We start from the raw sequence: 12119 nt of genomic DNA on the forward strand, positions 1-12119 counted from the left end.
TCCGGTGCGCACCGGGCCCGGGTCCTGCACGAACGCGGCGCGGGACGGCACGAAACGCGCGTTCGCTCAGCCCGCCCTGCGCAGGGCCGCCGGGGTCGTGCCGAGCTGGGCGCGCAGCACCCGCGTCAGGTGCTCCTGGTGGGAGAAGCCGCAGCGGGCCGCGATCTCGGCGATGGGGTCGTCGCCCGTGCGCAGCAGCAGCCCCGCCTGCTCCACGCGCAGCCGCAGCAGGAACCGGTGCGGGGGCAGGCCGGTGCGGGCCTTGAACTGCCGCGAGAACTGGCTGACGCTCAGCCCGGCGAGCGCGGCCAGCTCCGCCAGCGGTACCGGCTCGGCCAGGCGTTCCGCCATCAGCTCGCGGACCCGCGTGAACTGCCGGTCGGACAGACCGCGCGCCGGGGCGGGCACCCGGACGGGCCCGGCGTGGTGGCGGCGGACGAGTTGCGCCGCGACGAGCGCGCCCAGCTGGTCGGCGTAGGTGCGGGCGCTCGGCTCCCAGTCGCGGACGACGCCGTCGAGGCTGAGGACCAGCTGTTCGAGCAGGGGGTCGGAGCTGCCGAGCTCCTCGGCGAGCCGGACGGGCGCGTGGTCGCCGGCGGCCTCCTGCACGGCGTCGTCGGCGACGTAGACGTGCACGGTTTCGAGCTCCCCGCCGAGCTCGACCGACAGATCGGCGTGCGACGGCTGCAGGAACAGCCCGCCGGCGGGCATCCGGCGGCTGCGCTCGTGCGGGGTGCCGACGCCGCGCCGGACCGTCACGGGGCCGTCGAGGTGCAGGATCAGCTGGTGGCTGCGGGCGGGCGCGAACGCGGCGCGGTAGGGACGTTCCCGCTGCCGGGAGACGTAGACGCGGTCCCAGCCGAGCCCGGCGCTGGTGCGTTCGGGCCGGACCCAGGGCAGCGCGAGGATGCCGTTCGTGTCGGTCAGCCCGAGTTCGCCCACGCCTGCCTCCTCGACGTCGAGGCTGTCCGCGATGGTACGCGAACCTCGGCCGTGGGCCGGACGTCCTTTCTCCGTGCCGTTCACCTTCGCCCACCCGGCCGCCGTGGTGCCGCTGGCCCGCCGGCTGTGGCTGCCGGGCCTCGTCGCGGGCTCGGTGGCGCCCGACGTCGCCTACTACGTGCCGGTGCCGGGTGGTGAGCTCACCCACGAGCCGCTCGGGCTCGTGACGCTGGACCTGCTTCTGGGGCTCGTCCTGGTCGCGACCGGTTACGCCGTGCTCGGCCCGGTCCTGGCGCTCGGCCCGGCGGGCCTGCGGGACCGCGTGCCGAGGCCGGCCGTGCGCGTGCGGTGGCCCGGAGCGGTGGTGGCGATCGTGGTGGGAGGGGCCACCCATCTGCTCTGGGACGCCTTCACGCACACGGCCGGCTTCATGGTCCGGCACTGGCCGCTGCTGCGGGTGCCGGTGACCGGGCCGCACCGGTTGTACAACGTCGTCGGCTACGTCTCCTCGGTGCTGGGCCTGCTCCTGCTCGGGGTCGTGGCGACGCGGTGGTACCGCCGGACATCTCGGGCCGACCGCGGCTGGCCGGCGCTCCCGCGAGTCACCAGGACGGTGGTGCTCGCCGGGCTCGGCGTGGGCCTGCTGGTCGGCGCGCTGCTCGGCCTGACCGACCCGGTGAGCCGGGTGAGCGGCTACGACTGGGTCCGGTGCCTCCTGCTCGGCGCGGTGCGCGGGTTCACCCTCGCGGCGGCGGTGTACGTGCTCGCCTGGATGGTCGGCTCGCGTGCCGGGCGGGTCGGCTCCCCAGGTACGCAAGGCGACCCTTCCGGTACTCAGCCCGGGGATGCCCGGCCGTGGCGCCAGTAGCCCAGGAACGCGATGTCGGGCTTCGCCCAGCCGCGGTCCCGGACCAGGTGGCGACGCACCCCCGTCGCCAACGCCGACTCCCCAGGTACGCAATGACCCTTCCGGCACTCAGCCCGGGGATGCCCGGCCGTGGCGCCAGTAGCCCATGAACGCGATGTCGGACTTCGCCCAGCCGCGGTCCCGGACCAGGTGCCGGCGCACCCCCGTCGCCAACGCCGACTCGCCGGCGACCCACGCGTACGCCCGGTCACCCGGCAGGTCGGCGGCGAGGACCGTCGCCAGGGCCAGCGTGCCGGGCCGGCCGGGCCCGGACCGCGGCAGCCAGTGCACCCGCACCCCGGCCGGTGCCGAAACCGGCCGGACGTCCTCGGCCGACGGCACCTCCAGGAACGCCTCGGCCACCAGGTCGGCCGGCGCGTTCTCGAGGATCGACAGGATCGCCGGCACCGCGCTCTCGTCGCCGGCCAGCAGCTGCCACGACACCCCGGACGGTGGCAGGTAGCTGACACCCATGTCGAACACGCCCGCCGGATCGCCGGGGCGCGCCCGCCGGGCCCACGAGGCCGCCGGGGCGTCGCCGTCGTGCAGGGCGAACTCGATGTCGATCTCGCCGGGACGCGCTCGCCGGATCGTGTAGTTGCGCACCCACGGGCGGCGGCTCTTCGGCATGACCAGCACCTCGGCCATCCAGCCCTCGTTGTCCAGGGTCGGCATCCGCAGCCCCTCCTGGCCGGCACGCGGGAAGAACAGGCGCACGGCCTGGTCGTCGCCCGCCACCTCGAGGTCCGCCACCGCCGGGCCGCCGAGGGTGATCGTCCGGAACGCCGGGCTGGGCGCGGTGTTCGCCAGTACTTCGAGGGTGATCATCCGCCGGGTACCGGGGCGACGCACTTTCGGGATCATCGGATGTCCAGCACGAGCCGCGACGACGCCCGCGACACGCACGCGTACATCCGCCCCGACGGCGCACCGATGTCGTCGCGGTGCTCGGGTTCGCCCTCGAGGACCGTCAGCTCGCAGCTCCCGCAGACGCCTTCGCGGCACCCGGAGGGCACGTGCCGTCCGGCGTGGTTCAAGGCGTCGAGCAGGGACTCGTCGGCCGGGACCTGGATCGTCGTCCCGGACCGCGCGCACACCACCTCGAACGGCTCGTCCGGCCCGAAGACGCGCCGGGTCGGCTCGAAGCGTTCCGCGTGCAGCCGCGGGAACACCGCTTCGGCCGCGGCGAGCATCGACGCCGGCCCGCAGCAGTAGACCTCGCCCGCGAAGTCCCCGAAGGAAGCGAGATCCGGCCGTCCGTGGGCGAACAGCCGCACGCGGTCGCCGTACGTGTCAACCAGTTCCGACGCGAACGGCATGCTCGAAGCCGACCGCCCGACGTACACCAGCGATGCGACAGCCCCGGACGAGACGGCCGCCCGCAGCATCGGCACGATCGGCGTGATCCCGATGCCGCCCGCCAGGAACAGGTACTCCGGGGCGGGAACGAGCGGGAAGTGGTTGCGCGGCAGGGAGACTTCGAGCGTCCGGCCGGGACTCAGGTACAGGTGCACGTACTCCGAGCCGCCGCGGCTCAACCGGTCGTGGCGGACCGCGATCCGGTACGCCGAGAGGTCGCCGGGATCACCGCACAGCGAGTACTGCCGGGTCAGCCAGTTCGGCAGCGCGAGGTCGATGTGCGCGCCCGGCTCCCACGGCGCCAGCGGGCCTTCGTCCCCGCGCAGCACGAGGGAGACGACGTCGTCGGCGACGCGCTCGACGCGGTCGAGAATGGTTTTCTGCATGGTCAGTACAACTTCCGGTAGCTGTCTTCGAGGACCTGCTCGAACACCGCCGGGTCGACGGCCACGCCGAGCTGGTCGGTGACGATCTCCCCGGCCGACGGCATCTCCGCCGCGAGCGCCTGGCTGGCCGGGTCCCACAGCCGCGACCGCAGCAGCGCCCGGCCGCAGTGGAAGAACGCCTCGGCGACGTCGACGATGATGGCGAGCATCGGTGCCTTGGCTTCGGTGCGCATCCGGGCGAGCACGTCCGGGTCGTCGGTGATGTACGCGTTCCCGTTGACGCGCAGGACTTCCCGCATACCGGGGATGAGGAACAGCAGGCCGACACCGCCGTTCTCGGCGATGTTGCGGAACGAGTCGGCGATCTTGTTGCCGGGCCGGTCGGGGAGCGCGAGCGTGTGCTCGTCGAGGACCTTCACGAAGCCGGGGTAGTCGCCGCGGGGCGAGCAGTCCCCGCGGCCCGCGGCGTCGGAGGTCGCGAGCGCGAGGAACGGCGCGTGCGCGATGAACCGGCGGGCGTGCTTGTCGACGTGGTCGAGCTTCTTGCCCTCGATCATCTCCTCGGGGGCGCCCAGCCGGCTCCTCACTTCGGCCATGGAGACCTGCCGGTAGCGGGTGCTCAGCATATTTGTGCTGGTCATGGCACAATTATGAGCAAACATTCAGGTCTTGCGCTACTCGCTTTCGGAGCCGCGCGGAAGGGAGCGCCGTGTCGCCGGGCCAGCGCCGCATCCAGCCACGTAAACAGCCCAGGCAGGTCCGCGCCGAGCTGACCCGGCAGCGGATCCTGAGCGCCGCTGCTCACGTTTTCGGCGAGCACGGCTACGCCGCGGGCACCACCAACCGCATCGCCGAGCGGGCCGGGATCTCCATCGGTTCGCTGTACCAGTACTTCCCGAACAAGGACGCGATCCTCGCCGAGCTGCTGGTCCGCCACCTCGACGACGGCATGGCCATCGTCGAGCGGGTCCGGCGGGAGCAGCTGCCGGGCCCGATCGACGAGGTCTTCCGCGTCTTCGTCCGCGGGGCGATCGAATCGCACCTCGGCGAGCCCCGCCTGCTGCGGATGCTGCGGGAACAGGCGCCGCAGACGAACGAGCTGCTGGAGAAGGCCGAACGGATGAAGCGGTCCCTGACCGCCTACGTGCGGGAGCTGCTGGAGGGTCACCCCGAGGTCCGGGTCGCCGACACGGAGACGGCGGCCCGGCTGATCGTCACGACGGTCGAGCTGGTGATCCACCAGCTCGTGGCCGACCACGAGCCGGTGGACACCGGGAAGCTGGAGAACGAGCTGGTCGCGATGCTGACGCGCTACGTCACGGGGTGAGCTGGTAGGCGCCGGCGTCGACCCGGGCGCCGACCGGGTTGCCGTCGACGTCGATGCCGGAATACCGCACCGTGCCGAGGCCGATGGCCGGGCTGCCCGCGGTGAGGACCAGGTTCGTGGCCGAGGTGAACTTCGGGTCGGCGACCCTGTCCGTGGCACCCGGCGTGAACTGGCGCTGACCGCCGAAGAAGACGTTGTGGTCGGTGGCGGTCCAGCCGTCGTCGGCGTACCCGACCTTCAGGGCGGACTGGATGACGTTCTGGGTCAGCGTCAAGGTCTGGTTCGTGCAGCCGCCGTAGCAGACGAAGCCCTCGGACTCGGCGTTGCCCAGCCGCACCGAGTTGTTGCGGAAGACGGTGCCGGTCACCGGGCCGTTGCCGTCCTCGGCGCCGCGCGTCACGATGCCGCCGCGGGTCTTGGCGCCGAAGACCGCGTTGTACTCGTAGACGTTGTCGCGGGACACGCCGTCCGGGTCGTCGGCGTCGGTGCCGAGCTCGGTGAAGGACTCGTTGTCCTCGGCGATGTTGTGGTGGATGACGTTGCCCGAGCCGTAGAAGATCTCCACGGCGGCGCCGTCGAGGCCGCCGAAGTCGTCGCTCACCGCGATCGAGCCGCTGATCCGGTTCCAGCCGATGTCGGACCCGTTGCCCTGCACCAGGATCGCGAACGCGCCGGAGTCGTCGTTGCCGCCCGGCGTCACGACGGTCATGTGGTTGTTGTCGACGAGGTCGTTCTGCGTGACCTCGGTGCCGTCGGCGGACGGCGCGATGTAGACGCCCGCGCCGGCGCCGGTGACGAGGTTCGACAGCACTTTGTCGTGGTCCCCGCCGACCTCGACCCCGGCCCAGGAGCAGCGGCCCGCGTCGGCCGCGACGCCCACCTGCAGGTCCTGGACGGTGAGGTAGTCGCCGGGCAGGTTCACGCAGGCTTCCTCGTTGCCCTGGACGATCGGGCGCGCGCCGTCGCCGTACGCGCCGATGGTCACCGGGGCCGACGCGCTGCCGGAGCCGCGCACGGCCAGCCCGCCGCTCCAGGTCCGGCCGCGGCGCAGCAGCACGGTGTCACCCGGGTTCAGCGTCGTCGCGGCGACCTTGGCGAGCGACTTCCACGCCGCGGCCTGCGTCCCGGCCGCGGCGTCGCTGCCGAGGGTCTGGTCGACGTAGTAGGTCTTGGTGGCCGCGGCGGCGCCGGTCGCGGTGAGGGCACTGGCCGCGAGAGCGGCGAACACGCCCAGCGTGAGCAGGTTCTTCGACATGGCGCGCGACGGTAAGCCGGGCTCGTACACGGGTCGTATAAGCTCGGGGCGCCGGCCGTCGGGGAAAGCACCTCGCCCGGGCCCAGGAGGTCGACGCGCTGCCGGACATGGTCATGGCCGCCTGTGCCGGCGGAGGTTCTGCCGCTTCGAAGTCCGCGGGGCCGAGCCAGTCAGCGGTCCCGGGCCACGAGCGCGGCCTGCGTCCGGCTCGTCACGCCCAGCTTGGCCAGCACGTTCCCGACGTGGGCCTTCACCGTCCGCTCGGCCAGCCGCAGCCGCGCGGCGATGTCCCGATTGGACAGTCCTTCGCCGAGCAGCTCCAGCACGTCCCGTTCGCGCGGGGTCAGCGTGCCGCCGCCGCTCAACGCCGACGCCACCGCCGGACTCAGCGCGGTCAAGCCCTGGTGCGCCGCGCGGACGGCGGCCGCCAGCTCGTCGCCGGACGAGTCCTTCAGCACGAACCCGGCCGCGCCCGCGGTGAGTGCCTCGCGGATCTCGCGGGGACGGCCGACCGTCGTCAGCATCAGCACCCGGGGCGCCGGCGACCGCAGCCGGCGCAGGACTTCGAGGCCGTCCATGCCGGGCAGGTAGAGGTCGAGCAGGACGACGTCCGCTTCGACGGCCGAGGCGAGCAGCTCCGGGCCGCTCGCGTACCGCGCGACGACGTCGAGGTCCGGCCGCGCCCCCAGGATCAGGGCGATGCCCTCGCGCACGAGCGCGTGGTCGTCGACGACCTGGACCCGGATCATGCCGACATTGAACCTTATTCAGCCGTCGGTCGGCGCGAGAGTCACCGCAGGCCGCGACCTACAGTTCGTAGCGCCGACCCGACCGGAATAAGGTTCACTCTACTGTCGCGCGCATGCGCCAGTCTCTCGTCACGACGGCCGCGACCGCGGCGGTGTTCTTCGCCAGCGGCGCCTGGACCCCGCACCAGGGCTGGTTCGCGGCGCTGCTCAGCGCGGCCCAGCTGGTCCCGCTGCTGTGGTCGCGGCGCGCGCCCGCCGTCGTGCTGGTGGTCGTCACCCTCGCGACGGCCGGGCACCTGCTGCTCGACCACCCGCGCAACACGATGTACGTGCCCGTGCTGCTCGCGCTCTACAGCACGCCGCGGCGCTGGCTCGCGGCCGCGGCGGCCCTCGCCGTGGGAGCGGCGGTGTTCCCGGCGAAGGGCCCGCTCGACGGCACGCTCCTGGCCATCACGATCTGCGCGGTCGCCTGGCTGCTCGGCGCCGAACGCCGGCGCGCGCTGGCCGACCGGGCCGAGCGCGCGGCCCGGCGGCTGCACGACACCCTCGCCCAGACCACGGCCGTGATGCTCGTGCAGGCCGAGACGCTGCGCGCGGTCGGGGACCTGACCGACGCCGACCGCGACCGCCTCGACACCCTCCTGGCCGCCGGCCGTGGTGCGCTCACGCTCGTCCGCCGCACGCTCGACGACCTGCACGACGACGCCGAACGTCCGCCCGACCTCGCCGAGGTGCTGGCCCGGCTGCGCACCGCGGGCCTGGTCCTCGACCGCGACCCGGTGCTGCCCGCGTTGCCGCGTCCGGTGCGGGAGCTGGCCGAGCGGTTCGTCGCGGAGACGGCCGTGAACGCGTTGCGGCACAACGGTCCTGGCGTCCGGTTGCGGCTGGACGTCGAGGTGGGGGACGGCGTCACGATCACCGCGCGCAACCCGCTCAAGGGAAGTCCGCGCGCGGGCGGGGGGTACGGCCTGGCCGGGCTCGCGGAGCAGGCCGCGGCGGCCGGGGGAACGCTGACGCACGGGCCGCGGGACGCCGAGTGGGTCGTCAGTGTCGCATTGCCAGCAGCTGCGACACGGTCACGAACCGGTAGCCGCGCTGCTTGAGCCGGTCGACGACCGGCCCGATCGCCTGCCGCGTCTGCGCGCGCGAGGCATACATGGCGTGCAGCAGCACGATCGAGCCGGGACGGACCTGGTCGAGCGTGGTCTTCTCCACGGTCGCGGCGTCCGGGGTGCCTTCGGAGTCGGGTTCGACGTCCCAGGTGATCGTCGTCCGGTTGTGCGACGCGAGGTAGTGCGGCAGCGCGAAGAGTTTCTTGCCGTTCGGCGGCCGGAAGAGGATCTCGCCGGGGTAGCCGGCGGTGCGGATGAGCGCGTCGGTGGCCTCGACCTCGTCGGCGACCCACGCCGGCGTCACGCCGATCATCCGCTCGTGGCTGAAGCTGTGGTTGCCGAGTTCGTGCCCCGCCGCGGCGATGTCGCGCGCGAGGTCCGGGTGCGCGGCGATGTCCCGCCCGATGAGGAAGAAGGTCGCGGGCACCTCGCGCTCGCGAAGCGTGTCCAGGATCGCCTGGGTCCCGGCGGGATCGGGACCGTCGTCGAAGGTGAGGGCGACGACCTTCTCGGTGGTGTCGACGCGGTTCACGAGGGTGCCGAAGAACTGGAAGGTCCGCGACTTCGACACCTCGAACAGCGTGAACGCGGCGGCGATGACGACGACCAGCACGCACGCCACGACGAGGGCCCACTTCCGCGCGCGGCGGGATTTCACGATCATGGCGTCACCCTGGCTTCACCCGATGAGACGAGGAAGCCGCGAAGGTACTAGTACCTCCGCGGCTTCCGTAAGACCGTCACAGCGGGTTGAAGACGCCCAGGGGAGCGGTGCAGAACGGGCCGCCGACGTACTCGGCCGCGGCCCCGGTCGGTGCGGGGCGGGAAGCCAGCTGCTCCGCGTACACCTCGGCGTCGTCGAGGGACTTGTAGCCCAGCGCCTCCGCCTCTTCCAGGGAGTAGATCCGGCGCGTGTTGTCCGAGACGCCCCAGATCAGCCGGTACCCCGGCGACGGCGCGGACAGGCAGGCCTCGAACAGCCGCGCGCCGTCGTCCGGCGACAGCCACGTCGTCAGGCCGCGCGGGCCCAGCGGCAACGGCGTCTCGAAGCACGAGCCGATCCGGATGACGATGACGTCCATGCCGAAGCGCGAGTGGTACAGGCTGCCCAGGGCCTCGATCGCCGCCTTGGAGACGCCGTAGTACGTGTCCGGGCGCGGCGACGAGTCCGCCGGGAGGTCGGAGTCGTTGCGGCGGAAGCCGACCGCGTGGTTGCTGGACGCCAGGATGACGCGCGAAATCCCCGCCGCGTGGGCCGCCTCCAGGACCGTCTGCGTGCCGTTGATGTTGACGTCGAGCGTTGCTTCCCACGTGTTCTCGCGGCTGTGCCCGCCGAGGTGGATCAGCGCGTCGACGCCTTCGCACGCCGACGCCATCGCCTCGGCGTCGGTGACCGAAGCCGTCACGACCTCTTCGGACGCGTCCGACGCCGTCTGCGGCGCCAGGTCGAGCAGGCGCAGCACGCGGCCGTCGCGCTTCAAGCGGGGCCGCATCAGGGTGCCGACGACACCCGCCGACCCGGTGATGAGCACACGCTGGTCCGTCATGGTGTTCCTTCCGGTAATGGCGGCGGCTAGCGGATACCGGCCCGGCGCAGCTGCTGCCCGAGCTCGGCGGTGGTTTCGGCGAGCAGCTCGCCGACGCGCTGCGCGTCGGCGTCGGTCACCTGGGAGATCGGCATCGAGCAGCTGATCGCGTCGGTGCCCGGGATCCGGTAGGGGATCACCGCGGCGACGCAGCGGACGCCGAGGGTGCCTTCCTCGATCTCGGCGGCGTACCCGCGCTCGCGGGTCGCGGCGCACTCGGCGTGCAGGGCTTCGAGCGAAGTGATGGTGTTGGGAGTCAGCGGCGGCAGCGTCGCGGGCATCAGCGCTTCGATCTCGTCGTGCGTCAGCTCGGCCAGCAGCGCCTTGCCCAGCGCCGTCGCGTGCGTGGGCAGCGTGCGCCCGACGCGGGAGACGAGGTGCGTGGAGCGCTGCGACTCGCGCGTCTCCAGGTAGACGACCTCGGTGCCGTTGCGGCGCGCGAAGTGCGCGGTGAAGCCGGTCTTCTCGCGGATGCGCTCCAGCGCTTCGGTGGCGAACGGTACGACGGCGTCGCGGTCCAGGTACGCCGTGCCGCAGATCAGCGCGCGGACGCCGAGGCGGTAGCGGGCGGTGTTGGCGTCCGCCTCCAGCCAGCCGGCCTCCAGCAGCGTCCGCAGCAGGCCGTGCAGCGACGAGCGCGGGAAGCCCGTGCGCGCGTGCAGGTCCGAAAGGGACAGCCAGACGTCGTTCGCCGCGAAGGTCTCGATGAGGTCGACCGCGCGCCGCGCGGACTTCACTCCCGAGGATTCGGCGGGGGCACCGTCCGCTCGGGCGTCCGGATTGTCCACCTTCTGCGGCATTTGTGTGCCTCCGTCCGGCCGTTGACTTGTGACTCCGGCCATATTAGCGTCCCGAACAACGTTCTTATGGATGAACATAATCACTATAACAGACTCCGTTCATGGATGTGAACATCTCCTTCGAGACCGCATCAACGTGGACGCGGAAAGGAGCCTGCGGTGCACGCACTCGACTGGACGATGGTCTGCGCGTACTTCGCGCTGATGATCGTCATCGGCTGGTGGTCGCACAAACGGGTCAGCGACGTGAAGGACTTCTTCACGGCCGGCGGCAAGATGCCGTGGTGGCTGGCCGGCATCTCGCACCACATGTCCGGCTACAGCGCGGTGCTCTTCGTCGCGTACGCGGGGGTCGCGTACACCAGCGGCGTCACCGTGTACTTCTGGGGCTTCGCCAGCATCGGCATCGGCGTCGGGATCGGCAGCTGGCTGTTCGCCGCCCGCTGGAACCGGTTGCGCTCGAAGCTCGGCGTCGCCTCGCCGCTGGAGTACCTGGCCAAGCGGTACAACGTGCCGACGCAGCAGGCGCTCGCCTGGAGCGGCAGCCTGCTGAAGATCTTCGACATCGCGGCCAAGTGGTTCGCCGTCGCGACCCTGCTGCACGTCTTCGCCGGCCTGGACTACAACCTCGGCATCCTCATCACCGGCGCCGTCACCCTCGTCTACTGCACCATCGGCGGGCTGTGGGCCGACGCGCTCACCGACTTCGGCCAGTTCGTCATCCAGGGCATCGCCGCGATCGTGATGATCGTGGTCGTGCTGGGCAAGCTCGGCGGGATCTCCGCGCTCTGGACGATGTGGGACAAGCTGCCCGAGAACCACCTCGACCCGGTGACGTCCAAGTACACCACCATCTTCTTGCTCGTTTACGTGCTCGTGAAGACGCTGGAGTACAACGGAGGCATGTGGAACCTGGCGCAGCGCTACATGGCGGCGCCGAACACCCACGAAGCCCGGCGCGGCGCGCGGCTTTCGTCCGCGCTGTACCTCTTGTGGCCACTGGTGCTGATGTTCCCGATGTTCGCGGCGCCGCTGCTCATCCCGGGCGTCAAGGACCCCACGCAGTCGTACGCGATCATGACGACCACGTTCCTGCCGCCGGGCCTGGTCGGCCTGGTGTTGGCCGGGATCTTCTCGCACACCATGGCGATGGTCTCCTCCGACGCCAACGCGATCTCCGCGGTGATCACCCGCGACATGATCCCGGCGATGTTCCGCCGCACCCGGCAGTGGACCGACAACCAGGGCCTCAAGGCGGCCCGGATCACCACGGTGATCTTCGTCGCGCTGACGATGCTCGTCGCCACCCAGGCGCAGAACCTCGGCGGCGTGCTGCAGATCGTCGTCAACTGGGTCGCGGCGCTGATGGGCCCGATCTCGATCCCGCTGCTGCTGGGCATGCTGCCGTGGTTCCGCAAGTGCGGCCCGCGCGCGGCGCTGATCTCCTGGGCGGGCGGCCTGATCGACTACGCGCTCGTCTACTACGTCTTCAACGCGAACCAGACGGTGCTCGTCGCGACCCCGATCCTGGTCTCGCTCGCCCTCTACGTCGGCCTCGGCCTGATCGCGCCCGAGCGGAGCGCGGCGGCCGATGAGATCGTCGACACCGTGAACACCGACGACGACGTCGATCGCAAGAAGGCAGGCACAACAGTGCCTGCCTGACGTTGGCCACACCCGGCCGAACCCGATAAAG

14 protein-coding genes are annotated in these 12119 nt (G+C 71.7%); 4 read left to right on the plus strand and 10 right to left on the minus strand.

All coding sequences use genetic code 11. From position 1 onward, the window contains the following. Positions 1-66: 66 nt before the first annotated feature. A complete protein-coding gene (locus ACZ7OU_RS46700; RefSeq protein ID WP_470260207.1) occupies positions 67-942 on the minus strand; it encodes a helix-turn-helix domain-containing protein in 876 nt (291 codons plus the stop codon). A gap of 31 nt (positions 943-973) precedes the next feature. Here ACZ7OU_RS46700 and ACZ7OU_RS46705 point away from each other — a divergent pair, with 31 nt between their 5' ends. Continuing rightward, positions 974-1810 (plus strand): DUF4184 family protein, encoded by an 837-nt coding sequence (locus ACZ7OU_RS46705; RefSeq protein WP_470260208.1) that lies wholly within the window; start codon positions 974-976, stop codon positions 1808-1810. Here the strand turns inward: ACZ7OU_RS46705 and ACZ7OU_RS46710 are convergent. The 4 genes from ACZ7OU_RS46710 to ACZ7OU_RS46725 are packed head-to-tail and all read right to left on the minus strand — an operon-like array spanning position 1777 to position 4235. Beyond that, a complete protein-coding gene (locus tag ACZ7OU_RS46710) occupies positions 1777-1869 on the minus strand; it encodes a hypothetical protein (RefSeq protein ID WP_470260577.1) in 93 nt (30 codons plus the stop codon). The genes ACZ7OU_RS46705 and ACZ7OU_RS46710 overlap by 34 nt on opposite strands. Before the next feature lie 49 nt (positions 1870-1918). Further along, positions 1919-2701: a siderophore-interacting protein gene (locus tag ACZ7OU_RS46715; protein ID WP_470260209.1), complete on the minus strand. Its 783-nt coding sequence runs from the start codon at positions 2699-2701 to the stop codon at positions 1919-1921. A gap of 8 nt (positions 2702-2709) precedes the next feature. After that, positions 2710-3594, minus strand: coding sequence for a PDR/VanB family oxidoreductase (locus ACZ7OU_RS46720; RefSeq protein ID WP_470260210.1), 885 nt, complete (start codon positions 3592-3594; stop codon positions 2710-2712). Positions 3595-3596: 2 nt separating this feature from the next. Next, positions 3597-4235, minus strand: coding sequence for an MSMEG_1061 family FMN-dependent PPOX-type flavoprotein (locus tag ACZ7OU_RS46725; RefSeq protein ID WP_470260211.1), 639 nt, complete (start codon positions 4233-4235; stop codon positions 3597-3599). 68 nt (positions 4236-4303) lie between these two features. Between ACZ7OU_RS46725 and ACZ7OU_RS46730 the strand changes: the two genes are divergently transcribed. Continuing rightward, entirely contained in the window at positions 4304-4921 is a 618-nt protein-coding gene (locus tag ACZ7OU_RS46730; RefSeq protein ID WP_470243601.1) for a TetR/AcrR family transcriptional regulator, read from the plus strand. Here ACZ7OU_RS46730 and ACZ7OU_RS46735 read toward each other — a convergent pair. Then, positions 4911-6176: a right-handed parallel beta-helix repeat-containing protein gene (locus tag ACZ7OU_RS46735; RefSeq protein ID WP_470260212.1), complete on the minus strand. Its 1266-nt coding sequence runs from the start codon at positions 6174-6176 to the stop codon at positions 4911-4913. The genes ACZ7OU_RS46730 and ACZ7OU_RS46735 overlap by 11 nt on opposite strands. A gap of 170 nt (positions 6177-6346) precedes the next feature. Next, positions 6347-6925 carry a LuxR C-terminal-related transcriptional regulator gene (locus tag ACZ7OU_RS46740; protein WP_470260213.1) on the minus strand — a complete coding sequence of 193 codons (579 nt, stop codon included), beginning with the start codon at positions 6923-6925 and terminating at the stop codon, positions 6347-6349. 113 nt (positions 6926-7038) lie between these two features. Here ACZ7OU_RS46740 and ACZ7OU_RS46745 point away from each other — a divergent pair, with 113 nt between their 5' ends. Next, positions 7039-8028 (plus strand): histidine kinase, encoded by a 990-nt coding sequence (locus tag ACZ7OU_RS46745; protein ID WP_470260214.1) that lies wholly within the window; start codon positions 7039-7041, stop codon positions 8026-8028. On the opposite strand, the gene ACZ7OU_RS46750 is transcribed toward ACZ7OU_RS46745, so the two are convergent. The 3 genes from ACZ7OU_RS46750 to ACZ7OU_RS46760 form a co-directional block, all read right to left on the minus strand. Beyond that, on the minus strand, positions 7970-8701 hold the full coding sequence (locus ACZ7OU_RS46750; protein ID WP_470260215.1) for a polysaccharide deacetylase family protein: 732 nt from the start codon (positions 8699-8701) through the stop codon (positions 7970-7972). The genes ACZ7OU_RS46745 and ACZ7OU_RS46750 overlap by 59 nt on opposite strands. Positions 8702-8777: 76 nt before the next feature. Beyond that, entirely contained in the window at positions 8778-9584 is an 807-nt protein-coding gene (locus ACZ7OU_RS46755; RefSeq protein WP_470260216.1) for an NAD-dependent epimerase/dehydratase family protein, read from the minus strand. A gap of 26 nt (positions 9585-9610) precedes the next feature. Beyond that, positions 9611-10423 (minus strand): IclR family transcriptional regulator, encoded by an 813-nt coding sequence (locus ACZ7OU_RS46760; RefSeq protein WP_470243595.1) that lies wholly within the window; start codon positions 10421-10423, stop codon positions 9611-9613. 159 nt (positions 10424-10582) lie between these two features. Here ACZ7OU_RS46760 and ACZ7OU_RS46765 point away from each other — a divergent pair, with 159 nt between their 5' ends. Beyond that, a complete protein-coding gene (locus tag ACZ7OU_RS46765) occupies positions 10583-12088 on the plus strand; it encodes a sodium:solute symporter family protein (protein WP_470260217.1) in 1506 nt (501 codons plus the stop codon). Positions 12089-12119: the final 31 nt, after the last annotated feature.

The sequence above is a fragment of the Amycolatopsis sp. NPDC114505 genome, assembly GCF_055633615.1.